This window comes from Leucobacter sp. USCH14, assembly GCF_037619215.1.
Lineage (GTDB): Bacteria > Actinomycetota > Actinomycetes > Actinomycetales > Microbacteriaceae > Leucobacter.
On sequence record NZ_JAQPZP010000001.1, the window covers coordinates 58,488 to 79,980 of the forward strand.

Annotated in this window: 23 protein-coding genes; 17 read left to right on the plus strand and 6 right to left on the minus strand. The window is 67.9% G+C overall.

The window, feature by feature from the left end; all coding sequences use genetic code 11:
* Nucleotides 1-10: 10 nt before the first annotated feature.
* Genes PQI23_RS00285 through PQI23_RS00305 form a run of 5 tightly spaced genes read left to right on the plus strand, consistent with a single transcriptional unit; the run spans nt 11 to nt 4,653 of the window.
* Complete coding sequence (locus PQI23_RS00285; RefSeq protein WP_339970578.1) at nt 11-1,930, plus strand: ABC transporter permease; 1,920 nt, start codon at nt 11-13, stop codon at nt 1,928-1,930.
* On the plus strand, nt 1,927-2,760 hold the full coding sequence (locus tag PQI23_RS00290) for an ABC transporter ATP-binding protein (RefSeq protein WP_339970580.1): 834 nt from the start codon (nt 1,927-1,929) through the stop codon (nt 2,758-2,760). The genes PQI23_RS00285 and PQI23_RS00290 overlap by 4 nt, the downstream gene beginning before the upstream one ends.
* Nucleotides 2,757-3,497 carry an ABC transporter ATP-binding protein gene (locus PQI23_RS00295; RefSeq protein WP_339970582.1) on the plus strand — a complete coding sequence of 247 codons (741 nt, stop codon included), beginning with the start codon at nt 2,757-2,759 and terminating at the stop codon, nt 3,495-3,497. The genes PQI23_RS00290 and PQI23_RS00295 overlap by 4 nt, the downstream gene beginning before the upstream one ends.
* Entirely contained in the window at nt 3,494-4,033 is a 540-nt protein-coding gene (locus PQI23_RS00300) for a hypothetical protein (RefSeq protein ID WP_339970584.1), read from the plus strand. Before PQI23_RS00295 ends, PQI23_RS00300 begins: the two co-directional genes overlap by 4 nt.
* A complete protein-coding gene (locus tag PQI23_RS00305; RefSeq protein WP_339970586.1) occupies nt 4,030-4,653 on the plus strand; it encodes a peroxidase-related enzyme in 624 nt (207 codons plus the stop codon). Before PQI23_RS00300 ends, PQI23_RS00305 begins: the two co-directional genes overlap by 4 nt.
* Before the next feature lie 167 nt (nt 4,654-4,820).
* Here PQI23_RS00305 and PQI23_RS00310 read toward each other — a convergent pair whose 3' ends face one another.
* Nucleotides 4,821-5,369: a helix-turn-helix domain-containing protein gene (locus PQI23_RS00310; protein WP_339970588.1), complete on the minus strand. Its 549-nt coding sequence runs from the start codon at nt 5,367-5,369 to the stop codon at nt 4,821-4,823.
* Nucleotides 5,370-5,433: 64 nt separating this feature from the next.
* On the opposite strand from PQI23_RS00310, the gene PQI23_RS00315 reads away from it, so the two are divergent.
* The 6 genes from PQI23_RS00315 to PQI23_RS00340 all read left to right on the plus strand — a co-directional run bounded on the left by PQI23_RS00315 (nt 5,434) and on the right by PQI23_RS00340 (nt 10,404).
* Entirely contained in the window at nt 5,434-6,432 is a 999-nt protein-coding gene (locus tag PQI23_RS00315) for an NAD(P)/FAD-dependent oxidoreductase (RefSeq protein ID WP_339970590.1), read from the plus strand.
* Nucleotides 6,433-7,134 carry a class I SAM-dependent methyltransferase gene (locus PQI23_RS00320; protein WP_339970591.1) on the plus strand — a complete coding sequence of 234 codons (702 nt, stop codon included), beginning with the start codon at nt 6,433-6,435 and terminating at the stop codon, nt 7,132-7,134.
* Nucleotides 7,135-7,286: 152 nt separating this feature from the next.
* Complete coding sequence (locus tag PQI23_RS00325) at nt 7,287-7,868, plus strand: SipW-dependent-type signal peptide-containing protein (RefSeq protein WP_339970593.1); 582 nt, start codon at nt 7,287-7,289, stop codon at nt 7,866-7,868.
* A gap of 7 nt (nt 7,869-7,875) precedes the next feature.
* On the plus strand, nt 7,876-8,532 hold the full coding sequence (locus PQI23_RS00330; RefSeq protein WP_339970595.1) for a SipW-dependent-type signal peptide-containing protein: 657 nt from the start codon (nt 7,876-7,878) through the stop codon (nt 8,530-8,532).
* A 19-nt stretch (nt 8,533-8,551) separates the two neighbouring features.
* Nucleotides 8,552-9,838 (plus strand): signal peptidase I, encoded by a 1,287-nt coding sequence (locus PQI23_RS00335; protein WP_339970597.1) that lies wholly within the window; start codon nt 8,552-8,554, stop codon nt 9,836-9,838.
* A complete protein-coding gene (locus tag PQI23_RS00340; RefSeq protein WP_339970599.1) occupies nt 9,835-10,404 on the plus strand; it encodes a hypothetical protein in 570 nt (189 codons plus the stop codon). Before PQI23_RS00335 ends, PQI23_RS00340 begins: the two co-directional genes overlap by 4 nt.
* 57 nt (nt 10,405-10,461) lie before the next feature.
* On the opposite strand, the gene aspS is transcribed toward PQI23_RS00340, so the two are convergent.
* Nucleotides 10,462-11,805, minus strand: coding sequence for an aspartate--tRNA(Asn) ligase (gene aspS, locus PQI23_RS00345; protein WP_339970601.1), 1,344 nt, complete (start codon nt 11,803-11,805; stop codon nt 10,462-10,464).
* An 86-nt stretch (nt 11,806-11,891) separates the two neighbouring features.
* On the opposite strand from aspS, the gene PQI23_RS00350 reads away from it, so the two are divergent.
* The 4 genes from PQI23_RS00350 to resB are packed head-to-tail and all read left to right on the plus strand — an operon-like array spanning nt 11,892 to nt 15,580.
* A complete protein-coding gene (locus tag PQI23_RS00350; RefSeq protein WP_339970603.1) occupies nt 11,892-12,536 on the plus strand; it encodes a histidine phosphatase family protein in 645 nt (214 codons plus the stop codon).
* The gene (locus PQI23_RS00355) at nt 12,533-13,159 is read left to right on the plus strand and encodes a TlpA family protein disulfide reductase (RefSeq protein WP_339970605.1); all 627 of its coding nucleotides are present in this window, start codon (nt 12,533-12,535) and stop codon (nt 13,157-13,159) included. The genes PQI23_RS00350 and PQI23_RS00355 overlap by 4 nt, the downstream gene beginning before the upstream one ends.
* Nucleotides 13,160-13,161: 2 nt before the next feature.
* Nucleotides 13,162-13,929 (plus strand): cytochrome c biogenesis CcdA family protein, encoded by a 768-nt coding sequence (locus tag PQI23_RS00360; protein WP_339970607.1) that lies wholly within the window; start codon nt 13,162-13,164, stop codon nt 13,927-13,929.
* Nucleotides 13,913-15,580: a cytochrome c biogenesis protein ResB gene (gene resB / locus PQI23_RS00365; RefSeq protein WP_339970609.1), complete on the plus strand. Its 1,668-nt coding sequence runs from the start codon at nt 13,913-13,915 to the stop codon at nt 15,578-15,580. The genes PQI23_RS00360 and resB overlap by 17 nt, the downstream gene beginning before the upstream one ends.
* A 25-nt stretch (nt 15,581-15,605) precedes the next feature.
* Here the strand turns inward: resB and PQI23_RS00370 are convergent, their stop codons facing one another.
* The 4 genes from PQI23_RS00370 to PQI23_RS00385 form a co-directional block, all read right to left on the minus strand.
* A complete protein-coding gene (locus PQI23_RS00370) occupies nt 15,606-16,415 on the minus strand; it encodes an ABC transporter permease (RefSeq protein ID WP_339970611.1) in 810 nt (269 codons plus the stop codon).
* A gap of 23 nt (nt 16,416-16,438) precedes the next feature.
* On the minus strand, nt 16,439-17,323 hold the full coding sequence (locus PQI23_RS00375) for an ABC transporter permease (protein WP_339970613.1): 885 nt from the start codon (nt 17,321-17,323) through the stop codon (nt 16,439-16,441).
* A gap of 88 nt (nt 17,324-17,411) precedes the next feature.
* Entirely contained in the window at nt 17,412-18,587 is a 1,176-nt protein-coding gene (locus tag PQI23_RS00380; RefSeq protein WP_339970615.1) for an extracellular solute-binding protein, read from the minus strand.
* Nucleotides 18,588-18,653: 66 nt separating this feature from the next.
* Nucleotides 18,654-19,715, minus strand: coding sequence for an ABC transporter ATP-binding protein (locus PQI23_RS00385; protein WP_339970617.1), 1,062 nt, complete (start codon nt 19,713-19,715; stop codon nt 18,654-18,656).
* Between the two features lie 168 nt (nt 19,716-19,883).
* Here PQI23_RS00385 and PQI23_RS00390 point away from each other — a divergent pair, with 168 nt between their 5' ends.
* On the plus strand, nt 19,884-20,696 hold the full coding sequence (locus tag PQI23_RS00390; protein ID WP_339970619.1) for a FadR/GntR family transcriptional regulator: 813 nt from the start codon (nt 19,884-19,886) through the stop codon (nt 20,694-20,696).
* A gap of 36 nt (nt 20,697-20,732) precedes the next feature.
* Nucleotides 20,733-21,473, plus strand: coding sequence for a PDC sensor domain-containing protein (locus PQI23_RS00395; protein WP_339970621.1), 741 nt, complete (start codon nt 20,733-20,735; stop codon nt 21,471-21,473).
* Nucleotides 21,474-21,493: the final 20 nt, after the last annotated feature.

The following is a 21,493-nucleotide window of genomic DNA, read 5'->3' on the forward strand; positions in this document are numbered from 1 at the left end:
CGGAGATCCCTTGGATATTCTGCTCGCCGGCCTCGTCGGAGGAAGCACCTACGCGCTCATCGCGGTAGGAGTTTCGCTCGTGTTCGGGGTTTCGAACATCGTCAACTTCGCGCACGGCGCAGTCTTCGCCGTCGGCGCGATGATCGCGTGGTGGTTGACCGGCCCCATGGCGCTGCCGATCTGGATCGCCGCGCCCTCGGTCGTCGTGATCACGGGGTTGCTGGGGTGGGCCATCTATCTCGTCGCGGTTCGTCCATTGCGCAAGGCGCCGGGCATAGCGGTGCTGCTCGCGACCTTCGCCATCGGCGTGATTCTCGAAAACCTGTCTCTGCGTATTTTCGGCGGGGAGACGCGTCGGCTGGAGAGCGCGTTTCCCCGAGACAACTTCGAGCTCTTCGGGTTCCGTTTCGGCACGCTCTCCCTCGTGATCATCGGCGTGAGTATCATCTGCGTCGCCGCCCTGGTCTGGTTGCTGGGCTCGACGAAGACCGGTCGCGCGATCCGGGCAACGTCGCAGGATCAGGAGGCCGCGCAGCAGATGGGCATCCCGGTGGAGCGGATTCAGGCGCTCTCCTTCGTCATCGCGTCAGCGCTCGGCGGCCTCGCAGGGGTGCTCGTGGGCATGTACACGTCGAACGTGTCGCCCGCCATCGGCTTCCTCGCCGGCCTGCAGGGCTTCGCGGCTGCGACGATCGGCGGGCTCGGCTCCATCGCGGGCGCGATCGTCGGGGGGCTCGTGCTCGGCATCGCCGAAGCGTTCGGCGTCTCGCTCTGGGGCGATTCCGTGCGCCAGCTCATCACCTTCGGCTCGCTGCTCCTCGTGCTCTGGTTCCGACCCGGCGGGCTGCTCGGTCGCGTCCCCAGCATCACCAGCGAGCCCATGACGGGCACCTTCTTCGGAGCGGGCAAGCCGCTGCGCCTCCCGCCGTGGGCAGGGGTCGCGGGGGCCGCGGCATTGGCCGCGCTGCCGCTCGTCGCGAGCGACTACTTCCTCAGGGCCGGCAGCCAAGTGTGGATCTACGCACTGTTCGCCCTCTCGATCACCCTCGCGGGGGGATTCGCGGGTCAGATCGTGCTGGGTCAGGCCGGAGCGCTCGCGATCGGCGCCTACACCTCGGCGATACTCGTGACGCGTTACGAGTGGGACTTCTGGCTCAGCTTCTTGGCCGCGGGAGTCGCGGCGTGCGTGCTGCAGGTGATACTCACGGCGCCCACCTGGCGGTTGAAGGGGCATTACGTGTCCATGGCAACGCTCGCAGCGGGAGCGGTGATCTCGGCCCTCGCCCTCAATCTCCCGCAGATCACCGGCGGATCGCGCGGAATCTCTTCGATTCCGCGCCCGACCCTCTTCGGCGAGAGCCTCGGCAGCGCCTCCGCGATGTACTGGGTGACCCTTGCGATCCTGCTCGTCGCAGTGGTCATCGTGGCTCGGCTCGGGTCGTCGCGGCTGGGGCGCGTGTGGGCGGCGGTCCGCGAGGACGAGGTGGCGGCGGCCTCGGCCGGTCTCCATCCCGCTTCGTACAAGTCGCTCGCCTTCGGGCTCGGGGCGGTGATCGCGGGGTTCGCAGGAGCGCTCTACGCAGCCCAGGTGACGTTCATCGAGCCCAAGCAGTTCGACGTCTCCCTCTCGGTGCTCGCGGTCACCATCGCGATCCTCGGAGGGCTTCGCGCCCCCATCGGCGTCATCATCGGAGCAGCGATCCTCGTCGGCGTGCCTGAGCTCTTCCGCCCGCTCGCAGATTGGCGACTCCTGCTCTACGGCGTGCTCCTGCTCGGGCTCATCCTCTTGCGTCCGCAGGGCCTATGGTCGCATATGGAATGGGTGCGGCGCATCGCCGAGCGCTTCATCGGTCGACGCGGTGGCGATGAGCCGGACCCGACATCGGCCCGCACCGCCGAGAGCCTCGCAGCAGAGGAGGTGCGCGCATGACCGCGTCACTGCTCGGGGTGTCGGGCATCACGAAGCGCTTCGGCGGTCTCACCGTGGTTAATGACGTTAGCTTCGACGTCGCGCCGGGCGAAGTGCTGTCGATCATCGGTCCGAACGGTTCGGGAAAGACGAGCACGCTCAACATCGTCAGCGGCGTTCTTGCCGCGGATGCAGGCTCGGTCGCGCTCGACGGGTCGTCGATCACAGGCCGGAAACCGCATCAGATCGCCCGGCTCGGACTCACGCGCACCTTCCAGAACGGTCGGGTGATCGGCAATCTGACCGTACGGGACAACGTTCTGGTGGGTCTTGACGGGCTCGGTCAGCGGGAATCGAAGCTCCGCGAGATCCCCGGTCTGCGCTGGGTGCCGCTGCTCGGGGAGACGCTGAGCGCCCTCTTCGCGCCTCGGCGCGGAGTGGAGCAGGCGGACGACGCGGTGACTCGTCAACTGGAGCGCTTCGGCGAGCGGCTCGTGCCGCGCCGCAACCAGTACGCGTTCACGCTGTCGTACGCCAATCGCAGGCGCACAGAGATCGCACGCGCGCTCGTCGCCGATCCGCGCGTGCTCGTGCTCGACGAGCCCACGGCGGGAATGAATCAGACGGAGACCGCTGAGGTGCTGCGCCAGTTGCTTCACCTCAAGAGCCAGGGGCAGACGATGCTGCTCGTGGAGCACAAGCTCGACCTCGTGATGACGCTCTCGGACCGCATCATCGTGCTCGACGAGGGGCGTGTCATCGCCCAGGGCACCCCTGCCGAGGTGCGCACCGATCCCAAGGTCATCGAGGCCTACCTCGGCACCGCATTCGTCAAGGAGCACGCCCAATGAGTGAACTCGTTCTCGAATCCGTCTCAGTCTCTTACGGCGCGAGCCCGGCGCTCATCGACGTCGACCTGCGCATCGGCGAGGGCGAGATCGTCTCGCTGCTCGGCGGCAACGCCTCGGGCAAGTCGACGACGATGAAGACCGTGCTCGGCCTGAAGCGGCCCGATAGCGGCCGGATCATCTGGAACGGCGACGACATTTCGCAGTGGTCGACGGCTCGCCGTGTGCGGGCAGGAATCGCGTCGGTTCCGGAGGCACGGCGCGTGTTCGCCGATATGACCGTCGAGGACAACCTGCTCAGCGGCGCGCACACTCGTCGCGATCGGGGAATCAGGCAGACCCTCGCCGAGGTCTACGAGTTCTTCCCGCGTCTGCGGGAGCGCCGCTCGCAGCGCGCGGGGAGCATGTCCGGCGGGGAGCAGCAGATGCTGGCGTTCGGTCGAGCGATCATGAGTCGCCCGCGTCTGATCTGCATGGACGAGCCCACGATGGGCCTCGCCCCGATCATCGTGGAGCAGGTGCTCGAGCGCATCGCCGAATTGAACCGCGAGCTCGGGGTGTCCGTACTGATGGTGGAGCAGAACGCCGAGCTCGCGCTCTCCATCGCCTCGCGCGGATACGTGCTGCGCACCGGAGAGATCGCCCTCGCCGGGTCGTCGGCGGAGCTCGCCGATGACCCCGCCATCCAGGAGGCGTACCTGGGCCGCGGGCTGCTCGAAGAAGGGAATGATGCCGCATGACTCGCCTCGACACCTTGAGCGCTCTCGCCGGGCTCGACTCGGCTGCTGCCGAGCGCGCGCACGGGCATCGGCCCGACGTGATCGAGGCGGCGGAAGCCAGTATGCACGCCTTGTTCGATGTCGGAGACGAGGATGAGGCCCCCGACCTCACCCGTTCCCTGCGACTGCTGTTCGCCGCTCGAGCCGCGATCGTCGACGGTGCGCTCGAGCTCGCGGAGTTCTATCTCGAACTCCTCGATGAAGAGCAGGATGATGCGTCGCGCGCCTCCGCGATCGCCGATGCGCGCGCCCTTGTGAGCGACGGCGTCGAGGGCGCCGCCGCGCGGTCGTGCACGCGTGCGATGCGGACCGCCCTGCGCCACGTCGATCTGCTCGTGCAGCGCCCCGCGGCGGCGACCTCGGACGACGTGGTCTCGCTGGGAACGGCGGGTTGGAGTATCACCGAGACCGTCGTGCTGTCGCAGATCGTCTCGTTCGTCACCTACCAGGCGCGCATCGTCGCGGGTTTGCGCGTACTGCAGGAGGTGCGCGCATGAGCGGCCACTTCACCATGGAGGAGCGCGCCTGGCACGCGTGGATCGAAGCCGCGGCCCCCGAGACCGCGAGCGAGCGACAGCGCGAGGCGTACGAGACGAGCGTGTGGCCCAACTCGCCCTACTTCCGACTCCTCGCATGGCATCCGGCCTCATTGGCGGCGCGCACGCGACTCGATCGCGCGATCTTCCTCACCCGGGGCGGTTTGCCGCGCGGTGATCGTGAGCTGGCCGCAACGGTGGCCTCCCGCGTGAACGGCTGCGAGCTGTGCGCGAGCGTGCACGCGCGGTTCACCGCCACCTTCTCGAAGGACGAGGCGACCGTGCTGCGGCTGCTGCAGCAGGGACCCGAGGCGGATTTCGCGGACCGAGCGGGCGCGATCGTCTCCGCTGTCGCTGCGCTGACGCGGAGCCCGAGCGCCTTCGGCGCCCACCACGTACGGGCGCTCCGCGACGTCGGCCTGGACGACGCGGACATCTCAGACGTGATCCAGGCGACCGCATTCTTCGCGTGGGCGAATCGCCTCATGCTGAGTCTCGGGTCACCGGCTGCGCCCGGCGCCGCTGATGAGGATGCGCTCGGAGACCAGCGCGCGAACGACGCGATCGCCGCCGAGCGCTGAGCCGCTCGTACGCCTTCCTCCTGCCCCACCCCACCTGGTCCCACCCCACCTGGTCCCACCCCACCCGAATCGGGGTCGATATCTGGGGGGTGCGGCCCTTGCCCGTGCCCGTATTTCGACCCCGATTCGCTGAAGGGGGGGGGAGGCGATCAGGGCGCGGCGGCGGATCACGTGCGGTGCAGGTGGAGGCGCTCGCCGACGGTGTTGAAGATGCTGATGACCTCGCACGGGCGGCCGCCCTCGGCCGTCATCCGGTGCGGCACTGTGGTCTCGAACTCCGCCGCCTCGCCGCGCCCGAGCACGTGCTCGCGGTCGGCGAGCGCGAGGCGCAGTTCGCCCGACAGCACGTAGAGCCACTCGTGCCCCTCGTGCACCTGCAGATCGCACTCCGGCGCATCCGGATAGTACGTGATCTTGAACGCCCGCACCTCAGAAGCCTCGCGCGTCAGTGGTGCAATGGTCATGCCGTCGCGGCGGATCGCGGTGCGGTGCACGCGGGGGTCGCGATCCGGCGCATCGAGCAGGTCATCGACTCGAATGCCGAGCTGTCGCGTCACGGGGAGCAGGAGCTCGAGGCTCGCTTGGCGCTTGCCCGATTCGAGACGGGAGAGCGTGCTCGTCGACATGCCCGCTCGCGCGGCGAGTTCGTCGAGCGTCCATCCGCGGTCCTGTCGCGCGGCACGCAGTCGCGGGCCGAGCCGTTGCAGTTCATCCATGCGTCTCCTTGCCAATTCTGCAAACTAGATTGCAATTATTGCACATGGACTCGATGCTGGTCCTATGACACACATGAACTGGGATGCCATCGTGATCGGCGGCGGGGCGGCAGGCCTCAGCGCCGCGCAAGCGCTCGGACGCTCGCTGCGGCGCACGCTCGTGCTCGACGGGGGCGAGCCCCGCAACCGCTTCGCGTCGCACATGCACAACGTGCTCGGACTGGACGGCACGCCGCCGCTCGAGCTGCTCGCACGCGGACGGGCGGAGGCGGAGGCCTACGGCGTCGAGATCCGCACCGCACGCGTACGGGCGGTGAGCGAGAACGCGGGTAGTGCCGAATCACCTGCGCTCGCCGATCCTTCCGCTCCCGGTGGTTCGCTCTCCGTCGAGCTCGACTCGGGCGAGGTGCTCGAGACTCGAGCGCTGATCGTTGCTACCGGCGTGACGGATGTGCTGCCGGAGATCCCCGGACTCGCGGAGCGCTGGGGGCAGAGCGTGCTGCACTGCCCCTACTGCCACGGCTGGGAGGTGCGGGATCGGCGCATCGCCGTCGTCACCGCTTCCCCGATCGGCCTGCACCAGGCCAAGCTGCTGCGGCAGTGGAGCGACGACGTGACCGTCTTCACCGCCGGGCTCATCGGCGAGGACGGGCTCAGCGTGCTCGATGCGGGTACGGAGCGGGCGATGCGAGCGCGCGGCATGCGCCTCGTCTCCGACCCCGTCGCCGAGGTGCTCGGAACGGGAGCGCAGGTGACGGGAGTGCGCACTGCGGACGGGCAGGAGTACGCGATCGATGCGGTGTTCACCGGCTTCGCGATGGTGCCGCAGGATGCATTCCTCTCGGGTCTTCCGCTCGACCGCAACGATACGCCGATGGGCGCCTGCATCGCAGTCGACATGATGCAGCGCACGAGCCACCCGCGAATCTGGGCCGCCGGCAATGTCGTCAGCCCGGCGGCGTCGGTCCCGCTCGTCATGGGAGCCGGCAATATGGCCGGCGCAGCTGCGAACGCTGCGCTCGTCGAAGAGGACTACGCGCTCGCCGCGGCGGGGGTGAATTGAATGGGGGCGCATCAGCACGGGCATCAGCACGCGCATCAGCACGGCGGTCAGGGCGCGGAGAACGCCGCCCTGACCGACCCGATCGCGTCCTGGGAGGATCGCTACGGCTCCTCGTATCGCGTCTGGACGGGACGCGTGAATCGTACGCTCGCCGATGTGGCGAGCGGGTGGACGCCCGGGCGGTCACTCGATCTCGGAAGCGGTGAGGGCGGCGACGTGCACTGGCTCGCAGAACGCGGATGGGACGCCACGGGTATCGATCTGTCGACTACGGCGGTGGCTCGCGCGAGAGCGGTCGCGCTCGAACGCGAGCTCGAACGCGCACGATTCATCACCGCCGACCTGGGCGAATGGTGCGATGATCCTGCCGCGGTCGAGGGAGGTGCGGAGCCCTTCGATCTCGTGACGGCGAGCTTCTTCCAATCTCCCGTGGAGCTGCCGCGCGAGCGCATTCTTCGAGCCGCGGCGGGGCGCGTCGCCCCGGGCGGGCGTCTCGTGCTGATCGCGCATGCCGCTGCACCGCAGTGGTCACCCCACCACGGCGAGGATTTTCCGACGCCGGAATCGGAACTGGAGGCTCTGGAACTCCCGGGCGACGCGTGGGGTATCGAGGTCGCAGAGGTGCGTGAACGCGAAGGGCGCGGACCGGACGGCGCGCCTCACCTGCTCAGCGACTCGGTCGTCGTCGTGCGGAAGAGGTGAGGGCTGCGGGCGCTCGCCTCGCAGTGCCCGCAGCATTGTAACCCCCACGCCCGGAATTCGGGACTCTGTCCAATTGAGCATTTCCGGCGTACCCTGTCACCATAGTTTAGTCATAGGAAGGTTGGCGAAACCGCATCAGGGGGGTATGCAATATGACTACGGAGCGCGCAGAAACAGCGACGGGCTCAAAGCAGGGATGGACGAAGGCGCGGGCGATCCTCGCGGGCGGCCTGGTACTCGGCGTCGGTGCGGCGATCACGCTCGCGGCATGGACCGATAACGAGTGGGCCACCGGCATCTTCGGCAGCGGCAACTTCGGCATCGAGGGTTCGACGGACGGCACGACGTTCGCCGACCATCCCACGGAGGCCGAAGCCGAAGAGCTGGCCTTCACCGTGGGCGCCGAGAACCTTGCGCCGGACGACGTCGTCTACGCGCCGTTCGCGGTGCAGCTGGAGCGCGACTCGACGTACGACGCCGAGGTCACCATCGCGCAGGCGATCGATCCTGCACTCGTCGGTGTCACCGCCGATTACGTCTTCACCGGGACGCTGGGATGCTCGGAGGCGGCCTACGCCGCCGGCACCGATGAGAACGCGGCGACGTTCACGCTCGACAGCCTCGCCGACGTGCAGAACGTCTGCTTCCGCGTGACGGCCGGCGATGACCTGCCGCAGGGCGTGACCGGAGAGATCACCTGGAACTTCGCGGCGGTCTCGGGCGACGCACTGTAGGTCTGCCGTGTTCCGCAATAGCCGATCGGTCGGTGCTCGGAGGCACGGCAGGGAGCGGGGGCACTGGTTCACCAAGGTCCGAGCAGTGCTCGCGGGCTCGCTCGTGCTCGGCGTGGGCGGTTCGCTGACCCTCGCGGCATGGACGGACACGGAGACGGCTCGGGCGAGGTTCAGCGCGAGCACGTTCGGCATCGTGGGGTCTGCGAACAACGGGGCCTCGTACGCGGAGAACTCCGCAGCGGCTCCCGCTGCGCTTAGTTTCTCGGTCACTCCGACGGCGATGTCGCCGGGAACCGTCACCTATGCGAAGTTCCTGGTGCGCACCACCGATGCGACGAATGTAACCGGCACCGCGACGCTGAGTGCGCCGTCGACGACGACCACGTCTTCGACGAGCCTCGCCGGGTTCTTGACCTACGGAGTTCGGGTGATCCCGGCCGCCCAGACGTGCGACGCGACGTCGTTCGGGGCCTCGACGAGCATCGTCGTCCCGAGCGGCAGCGCGCTCACGGTGCCGGGGGCCGGCTCGGTCCCGCTCGCAGCAGGCGGGGCGTCGCCGGTCGCCTACTGCTTCGCGGTGACCCTGCCGGCCGGCACTTCGAACGCTGCGCAGGGGATGAACACGACCGCGACGTGGACGGTGACCGGCACGTCGACCTCATGACCGGGCGGGGCGACGCAGGGTGACGACGCAGGGTGACGACGGAGCGTCACGGCAGAGGGTGAACGGGGGAGCGATGGGGCGGGGGAGCACAGGTCGGGCGGTCGGCAACGCCCTGCTGAATATGGCGGCGCTCGGCGGCCTCGTGTGCATCCTGCTCGTGGTGCTGTCGGCGTTCTTCAGCATCTCGTTGATCATGTTCAAGACCGGGTCGATGTCGCCGACGATCCCCGCGGGGTCGGTCGCGGTCGTGCGCGAGATACCGGCGTCTCAGATCGAGGTCGGCGATGTGCTCACCGTGGACCGTCCCGGAGAGCTGCCCGTGACGCACCGGGTCACGTCCGTCGACGGCGAGGGCGAGAGCCGCACGATCACGATGCGCGGAGACGCGAACGACGCCGAGGATCCGCTGCCCTACACCGTCACCGAGGCCCGCATCGTCATGCTGTCGGTGCCGCACCTCGCGAAGGTCGTGGTGTGGTTCTCGAACCCGTGGGTACTCGGCGCGCTGACGCTCTCGGCATCGGTACTGGTGACGTGGGCGTTCTGGCCGCGACAGCGGAAGGGCCCGCGCGCGCCTCGCCGCGGAGCTCACGGTGCCGGTGCCGGTGCCGGAGACGAGCGCGAATCGCGAGTGTCTCGGGCTGAGGATCGCACGGGCGCACCAGTGCTCGCCGTGACTGCGCTCGCGATCGGTCTCGCCGGGTCCCTGCTGACGCCGGCAGGAGCGGAAGCGATGGTTCGCGCACCGGATGACCCGGTCGTGATCGAGGGCGAGCACATCACCCTCACCTCGATCAAAGACGCCGATGCGATGCGCACCCTGCTTCCGGGCGAACCGGTCGCCTGGCAGGTGGGAGTGCGCGTCGATGCGCCCGACCCCGGAGTCGTCGAAGTGTCCCTCGAGGCGGCCGGATCGCGCGACCTCGGGCTGAACCTCCAGGTCCGCAGCTGCAACGTCGCCTGGGATCGCGGTGTCTGCCCCGGTGAGGAGGACGTGCTCGAGGGCTGGGAGCGCGTCGACATCGGAGCGCCGGCGACGCCGTTGACCGCGATGCGCGCTGCAGAGGAGCGCTGGCTGATGGTGACGGCCATGATTCCCGAGCCGGCCGCGGGAATGGTCGCACTTACCGTGCATGCGAGCGGAGGCAGTGATGCGGTCTCGACGGGTCCGCGAGAGGTTGCGCCGCTGCCGACCACCGGTGCCGAGCCGGCGTGGGCGCTCGGCCTCGTCGCGGTCGCTGCAGGGTTGTCGGCCGCTGGGGTCGCCTCGCTCGCGCGTCGGCGACGGACGGCGGGCGAGCCGTGAACCGCCGTGTGATCCGGCGCCGCGATCGAGAGGGAACGGCCGATCGCACCCGGCTCCGCACCCGCCTCGCCGCCGGAACGATCGCGCTCGGGGTCATCGCGGCCGGGCTGCTGCAGCCGCCGCAGGAGACCGAGGCGCGCTGGGCGGACGGGGATTCCGGGCGTGCGACGTTCACGGCGAACCTCGCACGACCAGTAGCGACTGCGCAGTGTCTCACCGAGTCCGCGATTCTCGGTTTGGGGCCGCGAGTAACGATGTACTGGCGTGTACCTGCAGAGGCGACTGGTATGACCGTTGCGAACGTACAGTACGGAAGGCTGGTCAATGGGGCGATGCGGCCTGCCACCAGCGCAGAACTCGCGATGGTGACCACCACCGGCACTCCGAACGGGTACACGACGGGCGTGCAAGGCGGGCTGTTGAGTGGACTGCTCGGTGGCAGTGTGACGGTCGGGATCCGGTTCGTCAACGCGGAGGGGTGGACCTCGAGCTGGCTGACAGCGGACGCGACGATCGCACTCCTCGGCTTGGCTACGAGTTGCACGAACAGTTCGCGAGCAAGTTGAGCGCAGACGGCGCCCGTCCGCCGAAGCGGAGGGCGCCGTCGAGGTGCGCGGCCGTGCCTACGGCAGCAGGCGGTTCGGCCCGCGGAAGAGGTAGGTGACCTCGCGGATCGACGACTGCTGCAGCATCAGCATGAGCACGCGGTTGAGCCCCATGCCGAAGCCGCCGTGCGGCGGCACGCCGTAGCGGAAGAAGTCGAGGTAGAACCCGAGCTCCTTCGGGTCCATGCCCTTCTCGACGGCCTGCGCCTCGAGCACGTCGATGCGGTGCTCGCGCTGCGCACCGGTCGAGATCTCGGTGCCCCGGTAGATCAGGTCGTAGCTCTGCGTGAGCTGCGGATTCTCCGCGTTGCGCATGTGGTAGAACGGGCGGATCGACGCGTCGTAGTCGGTGAGGAACACGAAGTCGTGCCCGTACTTCTGCTTCACGTGCGCGGCGATGCGGCGCTCGCCCTCCGGGTCCATGTCGGCGTCGGCGCGGGGCACCTCGTAGCCCTCGGCCTTGACGATCTCCTTCGCCTCGGCGAGCGGGATGCGCGGGAACGGGCGCGACGGCACCTCGATCTCGACGCCGAAGAGCTTCTCGATCTCGGCGCCCAGCTGCTCCTTGACGGCGGTGAGCCCGGCGACGAGCAGCTCCTCGTGCAGCTCCATGACGTCTTCGGGGGAGTCGATCCAGCTCAGCTCGGTGTCGATCGACGTGAACTCGGTGGCGTGACGCGACGTGAACGAGTGGTCGGCGCGGAAGGCGGGGCCGACCTCGAAGATGCCGCCGAAGCCCGCAGCCTGAGCCATCTGCTTGAAGAACTGGGGGCTCTGGGCGAGAAACGCCTTGCCCTCGAAGTACTCGACCTCGAAGAGCTCGGCGCGCGACTCGGAGGCGCTCGCCATGAGCTTCGGGGTCTGGATCTCGATGAAGCCGCGATCCACCCACACCTGGCGCAGCGCGTGCAGGAACGCGGTCTGCACCCGGAACACGAGATTCTGCTCGGGGCGGCGCAGGTCGAGGAAGCGCCAGTCGAGGCGCACATCGATGTTGGAGTCGCCGGCGACCGGGTTGTCGGGGAGCGACGCTGCGACGACCTCGATCTCGTCGATCTGCACCTCGACGCCGCCGAGCTTCACGCGCTCGTTGTGCTGCAGTTCACCCGTGACGGTGACGAACGACCCCTGCGTCAGCTCGGAGATCGTGGTGGTGCGGGGCACGAGCACGTCCGAGCGCGGGTTCTCCGGATCCGGCTCGCGCAGCACGCCGCCGTTGACGAGCTGCACCGCACCCGACTCGTCGCGCAGCACGACGAACTGCACGTACCGCTGGTCGCGTACCTTCTCCACCCATCCGGAGACTCGCACAGTGCCGTCTTCGCGGGCGGCCAGGTCCTTGATCAATACACGCTCAGTCACCCCGACAGTCTAGCTGTCGCGGTGCATCGTGCTGCACGGCGGATGCGGCCCCGAACTCCCAGACACCCCCTCCGTACAATGGAGGGGTGAGCGACAAACTGCTGCATCTGGTGCGCCATGGCGAGGTGCACAATCCGGATCGCGTGCTCTACGGGCGCCTTCCGGGATTCCGCCTGTCTGAGCGCGGGCACCAGATGGCCGAGGCCGCCGCGCTCGAACTCGCGGGCAGCGATCGCTGCGTCACCAAGCTCCTCGCGTCCCCGCTCGAACGGGCGCAGCAGTCGGCGCGCCCCATCGCGAGTGCGCTCAGCCTCGAGATCGCGACGGAAGAGCGCATCATCGAGCCGACCAATTCCTTCGAGGGCCTGGTCAGCTCGGGCGCCGGCGGTGCATTCTCGAAGCCGCGGTACTGGCACCGCTACTGGAATCCGTTCCGCCCGAGCTGGGGCGAACCGTATCGCCAGATCGCCGATCGGGTGCGTTCGGCCATGAACGACGCCTGGGACTCGACTCGCGACGGAGACATCGTGATGGTGTCGCATCAGTCCCCCATCTGGATGGCGCACCTCGACATCACCGGGAAGCCCCTGTTCCACAATCCCTCATCGCGACGCTGCGAGCTCTCGAGCATCACGACCTTCGAGCGGCGCGGCGAGCGCTGGTTCGAGGTCGACTACCGTACTCCCGCCGCCGGCCTGACCGACGACGCCGTAGATGTAGGAGCCGTATGAGCCTGCGACGCACCGCACCCTCCATTGCCCTCTCACTCGCGGCGGCGCTCCTGCTGGCCGGGTGCAGCGGCGAAGGCGCAGACCTCGCGTCGCAGTACCAGGAGGGGAGCGACAAGGGTTACGTCTCGGGCGACGGCACCTCGTTGAGCATCCCGGTGGCGGATCGCACCGAGCCGGTCGAGTTCTCCGGGGTCGACGAGAGCGGCGCCACCTTCGGGTCGGAGGACACCGCGGGGGACGTGACGGTCGTGAACTTCTGGTACGCCGGGTGCGCACCGTGCCGGGTCGAGGCGCCGGATCTCGTCGCGGCCTACGACGAGTACTCGGGTCAGGGCGTGCAGTTCGTGGGCGTCAACACGCGCGACCAGGTCGCGCAGGCGCAGCAGTTCTCGCAGGAGTTCGACATCGAGTACCCCTCGATCATGGATAACGCCGGCGGCCGGGCGGTGCAGCGCGCCTTCGCGGGCCAGGTGCCCCTGAATGCGGTTCCGACGACGCTGGTGCTGGATCGCGAGGGGCGCGTCGCGCACCGCGTGCTCGGGCAGCTCGCGAGCGCCTCCCAGCTCGACACGCTCATCGACGAGACGCTGGCCGAATCGAGCGCTCCCGCCGGCGAGCAGTAGCGGTGGAGCTAACAGACATCGTCGCGGACGGGCAACTGCTCGTCGCCTCGCTCATCGCGCTCGCCGCAGGGCTCCTCTCCTTCCTCTCCCCGTGCGTGCTGCCGCTCGTGCCGGGGTACCTCGCGTACGTCGGCGGAATCGCAGGCCGATCGAGCAGTGCGGGGGCCAGTCCCCGACAGGCTGCAAGGGGCGAACGAAGTCGGATGCTCCTCGGATCCGTGCTGTTCATCGCAGGGTTCACTGTCGTATTTCTTCTGCTGAATATTCTGGTCGGCGGACTCGGGGTCTGGCTCTGGGAGTGGCAGGACCTCATCCTGCGCATCATGGGTCTCGTGATCATCCTGATGGGCCTCATCTTCATGGGTGCCTTTACGAAGCTGCAACGGACGACCCGGTTGAAGTTCAAACCGACCGTCGGGCTCGCGGGTGCTCCACTGCTCGGGATTGTGTTCGCGATCGGCTGGGCGCCCTGCATGGGGCCGACCTTGGGCGTCGTGATGACGCTCAGCGCGCAAGCTGGATCACTGCCACGGGCCGTGGTACTGGCGCTCGCGTACTGCCTCGGGCTCGGCCTCCCGTTCATCCTCGCCGCGTTCGGCTTCGGATGGATGACGCAGACGATGACCTTCTTCAAACGGCATATCCGTGTCGTGAACCTGATCGGCGGCGGGCTGCTGATCCTCATCGGTCTCCTGATGGTGACCGGTCTCTGGAGCAAGATGATGTATGCACTGCAGGCGGTGATCGGCGGTTATGTCACGCCCCTCTGATTACGATGATGGAACCGGCGCGGGCGGCGCGGTCCGTGCGGAATCGCCGGAGCTCGGTCTGGCCGGCTGGCTGCGCTGGTTCTGGCGTCAGCTCACGAGCATGCGCGTCGCGCTCGTGCTGCTGCTGCTGCTCGCGGTCGCGGCGATCCCCGGGTCCCTCGTTCCGCAGCGCAGCGCGGATCCGAACGGCGTGGTCCAGTACGAGGCCGATCATCCGACGCTCTTCCCCATCCTCGATGCGTTCCCGATCCAGGCGTTCGACGTCTACGGCTCCGTCTGGTTCTCCGCGATCTATCTGCTGCTGTTCATCTCGCTGATCGGGTGCGTGATCCCGCGCATCGCGCACCACTGGAAGGCGTGGCGCGGCCGCCCGCCGCGGACTCCGGCGCGTCTCGAGCGCATGGCCGGCTTCTCGGAGGTGCGGCTGAGGAACCCCGAGGCGAGCGACGAGGATCGCGCGGCCTTCGCCGAGCGCGCCGTCGAGGAGGCCGCTCGCGTCCTGAAGAAGCTGCGGTATCGCACGGAGATCCAGCGGGTGTCCCGCCGCGGCGTGGAGACCGTATCGGTTTCGGCTGAGCGCGGGTATCTGCGCGAGACCGGCAACCTGCTCTTCCACATCTCGCTGCTGGGCGTACTCATCAGCGTGGGCGTCGGCGGCGTCTTCACGTTCAACGGGCAGAAGGTGCTCGTCGAGGGCGAGACGATGGTGAACCAGCTCATCGACTACGACACGGTGAACACGGGGCGCGCGTTCGACTCCACGAGCCTCGATCCGTTCGGGCTGAAGCTCGAGTCGCTCGACGTCACCTACGTCACTCCCGACGACGGCAATACGGCCGCGATCGGGCAGGTGCGCGATTACACGGCGAATCTCGAACTGATCGATCCCGAAGACGGCACCGTCAGCGATGAGACGATCCAGGTGAACCATCCGTTGCGCGTGCACGGCTCGCCGATCTACCTGATCGCGAACGGATACGCGCCCCGCATCACCGTCGAGAACGCGGAGGGGACCGTCGTCTACAGCGAGGCGATGCCGTTCATTCCGCAGGACAACATGACCATGACCTCGCTCGGCGTCGTGAAGGTGCCGTACGGCGTCACGGACAGCGAGGGCGAACAGGTGCAGGTCGGGCTGCGCGGCTTCTTCTACCCGACCAAGGCCGATCTCGATACGGGTGCCTACACCTCCAACTACCCCGACCTCGAGAACCCGGTGCTCACGCTCGACGTCTTCGTCGGCGACCTCGGCATCGATGACGGCGTGCCGCGCTCGGTGTACTCGCTCGACACCTCGAAGATGGAGCAGCTCACGGGTCGCGCCGTCGATACCGAGTCGATCGAGCTGGTTCCGGGCGAGACGGCCGAACTGCCGAACGGGATGGGGACGATCACGCTCGACGACGTACCGCGATACGCGTCGTTCGACGTGATGCGCAACCCGGCGCAGACCTTCGTGCTCGTCTTCGCGCTGCTCGCGCTCGGCGGACTGGTGTGGTCGTTGTTCGTCGCGCGCCGACGCATGTGGGTGAAGGCTGTTCCGACCGAGGACGGCCTCGTGCTGCAGTACGCGGCGCTCGCCCGCGGCGACGACCCGGCGCTCGAACGTGCGGTGGAGGAGCTGCGCGACACGCACCGCGACCGCCTGTAGGGTCAGGCGGGGCATCCGCCAGCGCCTACTTCGCGTCGGTGACCGCCGACACCTTCTGCGAGATGTACACCGGGATCAGCGAGAGCAGGATCATCACGGTTGCCACGACGTTCACCTGATTCACCTCGTTGGGGCGAGCCATCTGGTTCATGATCCAAAGCGGGAGCGTCTCGACTCCGGGGGGCGCGGTGAAGATCGTCACGACGATCTCGTCGAAGGACAGCGCGAAGGCGAGCAGCCCGCCGGCGATGAACGCGCTGCGGAACTGGGGGAAGGTCACGAGACGGAACGTCTGGCCGATGCCGGCGCCGAGATCCATCGACGCCTCGTCGAGATTCGGGTGCATCCGTCGCAACCGGGCGATCACGTTGTTGAACACCATGACCACGCAGAAGGTGGCGTGGGCGATGATCATGCCCCAGTAGCCGACATTGATGCCCATCGGCTTCAGCACCTGGAAGTACGTGTTCGAGAGCGCGACACCGGTGACGATGCCGGGGAGCGTGATCGGCAGCACGATGAGCAGGTTGACGGTCTGCTTGCCGAAGAACCGGAAGCGCTGCAGCGCGAAGGCGGCGAGGGTGCCGAGCAGCAGGGCGAACGCCGTCGCGACGGACGCGACGATCACGGAGTTCAGGAGTGCGGCGTGCACGGCCGGGTTCGTGAGCGCCTTGCCCCACCACTCCAGGGAGAAGCCGGGGATCGGCCAGCCCGAGACGCGGCCCGAGTTGAACGAGTTCATCACGATGACGAACAGCGGGATGTACATGAATCCGAGCGCGATCACCGTGATGATGGCGAGCGCGACGCGCGTGGTGCGGTTCAGACGTAGCATGGCGGTCTCCTGCGGATCTCGGATCAGAGGTTGTCGAGGGCACCGGTGCGGCGCACGGCGCTGAGGTAGATGATGACGAGCACGATCGGCACGAAGGAGAATGCGGCCGCGAGCGGCGGATTCAGGTTGATGTTCTGCGCGATGATGCTGCCGATCATCTGCGTCGACCCGCCGACGTACATGGCGGCGATGTAATCCCCCAGGCTGAGCGAGAAGGTGAAGATCGACCCGGCGATCAGCGCCGGCAGCAGCAGGGGCGCGACGACGGTGCGGATCGTGCGAGCTCCGCTCGCGCCGAGGTCGGACGAGGCATCGAAGAGGTTCGTCGGGATCTGCGATACGGCGGCGTACACCGGAATCGCCATGTAGGGGAACCAGAGGTAGACGAGCGTCAGGATGACGGTGAGCGTGCCGAAACCCGGGCCGGTGATCCCGAACGGGGAGAGCGCCCAGTTGAAGAAGCCCTCATCCGTCCAGACGAGGCGCATCGCGATGATCTTGACGAGATAGCCCGCCCAGAGCGGCAGCGTGACGAGCACCGCGAGCACCGCACGGAGTCGCGGCCCGGCGACTTTGGCCATGAATACTGCCAGGGGAATCGCCACGGCCGCGCAGATCGCGGTGACGGCGAGGGCGATGCCGAGCGTGCGCAGCGCGGTCGCGAGGTAGGCGGGGACCGTCACGAGCTGCTCGAAGTTCTCGAATGTGAAGCCGGGTTTGACGCGCGAGGTGAACGGATCGGTCGTCCAGAAGGCGGTGAGCAGCAGCAGCACGAGCGACAGGATGTAGACGCCGAGCAACCACGCCATCGGCAGCGTCAGGAGCGACGCGAGGCGGCCGCGCGGGTGGCGGTAGAGCGCGGTCGAGACCGGTTTGGTGCGGCGCTCTAGGGTCGGCTGGTTCGACACGATGGTTCCTCACTGACGGATCGTGGTGGTTCGAGGGAGTGGGGTCGGGTGACCGGGTGGTGGGACCCGGCCACCCGACGGCGGGCGTTCAGCCCTTCACAGTGGCCCAGGCGCTGGTCCAGTCCTGGTAGTTGGTGCACTGCACGTCGGTGCGGCCGTCGAGGCACTGGTCGATGGGGGTGGTCCAGAACCACACCTGCTCGAAGTACTCCTCATCGGTCGCGTTGTAGTAGTCGCAGTGCTCTCGGGCCTCGTCGCTGGTCTCGCAGAATGCGGCGTTGGCGGGCGCCATGCCGAAGTTCATCGCGATCTGGCCGTTGACCTCGGGGCTGCTCGTGTAGTCCATCCAGGCGTAGGCGCAGTTCGGGTGCTCGGATTCGGCCGCGAGCATCCACGCGTCCGACCATCCGGTCGAGCCCTCCTCCGGCAGCACGCTCTTGAACTTCTCGTCCTGCGTCGCCTTGCGCAGCACCTCCCAGGACGTGCCCACCACCGAGTTGCCGCCGGTGAATGAGGTGACGTTGGTGGCGGGCGACCAGTACTCGGAGACCATTCCGTTCTGCTGCTGCAGCAGCTCGACCGCCGCCGCCAGCTGTTCCTCATCGAGGGCGTACGGGTTCTCGATGCCGAGATCGGGCTGGGTCGCCATGAGGTAGATCGCCGCGTCGGCGATGTAGATGGGGCTGTCGTAGGCTGCGATGTTGCCTGCGTACGGGCTGTCCTCCTCCCACACGACATCCCAACTCGTCGGCTCTTCGGTGACGACCTCGGAGTTGTACTCGAGGATGTTCGCGCCCCGGCCGATCGGGATGCCGTAGACGTTGCCGTTCAGGGTGTCGTACAGCTGACCCTTCATGCCTTCGACGATGTCGTCGCCGAAGTTCGGGATCAGCTCGGTGTTGAGCGGCTGGACGTTGCCGTCGACGATGAGTCGCAGGCTCGCGTCGCCGGAGGCGGAGACGAGGTCGTACTCGCCGGTGCGCATCAGCTGCACCATCTCGTCGCTCGTCGCGGCGACCTTGCGATTGACCTTGCATCCGGTATCCGCTGTGAACTGATCGGCCCACGCGGGTTCGACGAAGCCCGACCAGGCGACGATATTGACCTCGGACTCCATGTCGCCGAGCGACTCGACTGCGGGAAGGTCGGGGACGTCGATCGAGATCTCTCCCGGCGCGGTTTCGCCGCCGGTGCTCGAGCACCCCGAGAGGGCGAGCCCGGCAGCTGCGACGAGCGCCGCGGGGATGGCGAGTTTCTTGTGCATCGTTACTCCTTCGTAGGCGATTGGGTGGTGCGGGTGGTTCGGTGGTTCGGTGTGGCGGGGCCCGGGCTATGCGCCGGGCACTCCGACCGCGTGATCACGGGCGAAGCGGAGGCTCACGGCGTCGCCGCGCGAGATGCTCGGACTGGTGCGCGGGGTATGCGTGTTCTGCGTCTCGGAGATGAAGCGAGTGCCGCCGTCGGTCTCGACCAGGTAGCGCGTGTGCGCGCCGGCGTAGACGGTCTCCACAATCGTGCCTGCGAGTGCGATGTCGGCGGGGTCGAGCGGTGAGGTCGGGTCGACGAGCCGCACGCGTTCCGGTCGCACGCTGTGCGGAGCACCGGCGCCGAGGATGCGCTGCGCGGTCGCGTCGGTGAGCAGGTTCGTGACCCCGAGGAACCTGGCGACGAACTCGGTGCGCGGGAATTCGTAGACCTCGCGCGGGCTGCCGACCTGCTCGATCTTGCCGTTGTTGAACACGGCGACGCGATCCGACAGCGTGAGCGCTTCCTCCTGATCGTGCGTGACGAACACGAATGTGATGCCCACGTCCCGCTGAATCTGCTTGAGCTCGAACTGCATCTGCTCGCGGAGCTGCTTGTCGAGTGCGCCCAGCGGCTCATCGAGGAGGAGCACCTTCGGTCGCAGGATCAGCGCCCGCGCGAGCGCGATGCGCTGACGTTGACCGCCCGAGAGCTGGGCGGGGGAGCGTTCGGCGACATGTGCGAGCTGCACCTGTTCGAGCGCCTCGGCGACGAGCCGACGGCGCTCGGCCGCGGAGACCCCGCGTACTTTGAGACCGTAGGCGACGTTCTCCGCGATCGTGAGATGCGGGAAGAGGGCGTAATCCTGGAACACCGTGTTGACATCGCGGTCGAACGGTGCCGATTTCGTCACGTCGACGCCGTGCAGCAGGATCGAGCCTTCGGTGGGCTCCTCGAATCCGGCGATCATGCGCAGCACGGTCGTCTTTCCCGAACCCGACGGACCGAGCATCGAGAAAAACTCGCCCGCGCCGATCTCGATGTCGAGGTCGTTGACGGCGACGAGGTCGCCGAACTGCTTACGAACGCCTCTCACCGAGACGGCGATCTCCCCCTGCTCTACCGGGGTGGGGGTGGGGTGTGTCATGCGGATGCTCCTCAACGTCGTTGTCGGCCCGATGGAAGAACCATAACATATGGGTTTATAGGTTTAAGAACTCCGGAGAATCGAATGGTCACGGTTTGATCACGCGGCGGTGGCGGCAAAAACTCAGTTCAGTCGTGACACACTCGGTACGTTGGTGAGAATCGGAGGATGACGGTGAGCGCACAGATGCCGATCGCGCCCCCGAGTCGTCTTCGCACCGCCGCGCTCGCTCCCATCGGCGATGAAGGGCGCATCGAACTCGTCGAATCGAGGATCGTCCAGGCGATCTCGGTGGGAGCGTTCACCGAGGGGGAGCGGCTGCCGAGCGAGACGGAGCTCTCGTCGTTGCTCGGGGTGGCCGTCGTGACCGTGCGCGAGGCGCTCGGGGGACTGCGGCATCGCGGTCTCATCGAGACCAGACGCGGTCGCAACGGGGGGAGCTTCGTGCGTTCGAGTCACGGCTCGGTCGAGGAGGTCAACGCGCGGGCGCTGCGGGCGATGCCGCGCGTCGCACTCGCCGACCTCGGCGTGCACTACGAGGCGATCTGCTGCGCCTGCGCGGAGTACGCGTGCCAGCGCGCAACACCGGGAGAGATCGACATCGTGGCGTCGGTCATCGAACGGGCGCGCGATCTCGATCGGGCCGCCTGGCGTCGACGTGTCACGGAGATCCAGTTGGAACTCGCAGCACTGAGTCAGTCGGTGCGGCTCACGAAGGAGCACGTGCGCGTGCAGACGGAGTTCACGCCGCTGCTCGCGCTGCAGGACCTGGACGCACGGGCCCGCATGGCGACGCAGCAGGCGCTCATGGCGCAGATCCGCGCCACACGAGCTCGTGATGTCGACGCCGCGCGATCCGCCGTCCGCGAATCCGTTCGGGCGTCGACGCGCTGGCTGGTCAGCCTGCGCAGCGAATTGATCACCGCACCGCGCGACGCCGATCTTCGTGGCACACTGGAATCGCGTCGTCGGGAGGGGTGACTCTCCGGCGACCTCGAAGAAGAGGAAGAGAGTGCTGTGACCGTCGCGCCTGAACCCGCAGATGCCCCGCTCCACGAGGCCCTGCGCCACGTCGATGACTTCTTCGACGGGGTGTTCGCCCCCCTCGATCGCTGGGTGCCGACGCTCGCCTCGGCGCTGCGCCGCGAGCACGAAGGCGGCACGCTGACCGGTGGTCACCTCGCTGCGATCGTGAAGCCCGGAGCGTACGAGGTGCTCGACACCGAGGGGCGCCCGCTCTACGGGGCCGGATTCTGCGCCAGTGAAGAGCTGGTGAACGAGGGGAACCCGCTCGCCTGGTGGCAGGGACCCGAGCGCGCCTTGCTCGCATCATCCACCTTCGGGCCGGGGCAGGCGGCCATCGACCTCATGCGGCTCGAGTGGTATCGCGTACCCGAGGCGACGGGTGACCGGCATGTCGCGGGGCCGTTCGTGGATTACCTCTGCTCGAACGAGGTGACCATCACCTCGGCCGTTCCGCTGCTCGTGGGAGGGGATTTCTGGGGCGTCGTGTGCGCCGACGTACTCGTGTCGTCGTTGGAGGACGCCCTGGTACCGGTCTTCGACGGGCACCCGGGCGCCACGCTCGTGAACGCGAACGGCCGGGTGGTCCTGTCGAACGACCCCGGTTTCGAAACCGGCGATCGGTACCCCGGGGCCGACCCGGAGGGCGGGCTCGCCGGCCTCGAGCACTCCGATGGGGACGTGCGCGTGCTGTCGTCCCAGCGCTATCCGTTCTCGCTGGTCGCGGCGCCGTAGGAGGAGGCGCCACGGGCGCC

What these genes read in the sequence shown, in the direction of transcription:
- PQI23_RS00390 (WP_339970619.1), top strand. Translation starts at nt 19,884, where the DNA reads ATGACGGTGAGCGCACAGATGCCGATCGCGCCCCCGAGTCGTCTTCGC.
- PQI23_RS00300 (WP_339970584.1), top strand. Translation starts at nt 3,494, where the DNA reads ATGACTCGCCTCGACACCTTGAGCGCTCTCGCCGGGCTCGACTCGGCT.
- PQI23_RS00385 (WP_339970617.1), bottom strand. Translation starts at nt 19,715, where the DNA reads ATGACACACCCCACCCCCACCCCGGTAGAGCAGGGGGAGATCGCCGTC.
- PQI23_RS00320 (WP_339970591.1), top strand. Translation starts at nt 6,433, where the DNA reads ATGGGGGCGCATCAGCACGGGCATCAGCACGCGCATCAGCACGGCGGT.
- PQI23_RS00295 (WP_339970582.1), top strand. Translation starts at nt 2,757, where the DNA reads ATGAGTGAACTCGTTCTCGAATCCGTCTCAGTCTCTTACGGCGCGAGC.
- PQI23_RS00315 (WP_339970590.1), top strand. Translation starts at nt 5,434, where the DNA reads ATGACACACATGAACTGGGATGCCATCGTGATCGGCGGCGGGGCGGCA.
- resB (WP_339970609.1), top strand. Translation starts at nt 13,913, where the DNA reads ATGTCACGCCCCTCTGATTACGATGATGGAACCGGCGCGGGCGGCGCG.
- PQI23_RS00380 (WP_339970615.1), bottom strand. Translation starts at nt 18,587, where the DNA reads ATGCACAAGAAACTCGCCATCCCCGCGGCGCTCGTCGCAGCTGCCGGG.
- PQI23_RS00290 (WP_339970580.1), top strand. Translation starts at nt 1,927, where the DNA reads ATGACCGCGTCACTGCTCGGGGTGTCGGGCATCACGAAGCGCTTCGGC.
- PQI23_RS00370 (WP_339970611.1), bottom strand. Translation starts at nt 16,415, where the DNA reads ATGCTACGTCTGAACCGCACCACGCGCGTCGCGCTCGCCATCATCACG.
- PQI23_RS00325 (WP_339970593.1), top strand. Translation starts at nt 7,287, where the DNA reads ATGACTACGGAGCGCGCAGAAACAGCGACGGGCTCAAAGCAGGGATGG.
- PQI23_RS00310 (WP_339970588.1), bottom strand. Translation starts at nt 5,369, where the DNA reads ATGGATGAACTGCAACGGCTCGGCCCGCGACTGCGTGCCGCGCGACAG.
- PQI23_RS00355 (WP_339970605.1), top strand. Translation starts at nt 12,533, where the DNA reads ATGAGCCTGCGACGCACCGCACCCTCCATTGCCCTCTCACTCGCGGCG.
- PQI23_RS00305 (WP_339970586.1), top strand. Translation starts at nt 4,030, where the DNA reads ATGAGCGGCCACTTCACCATGGAGGAGCGCGCCTGGCACGCGTGGATC.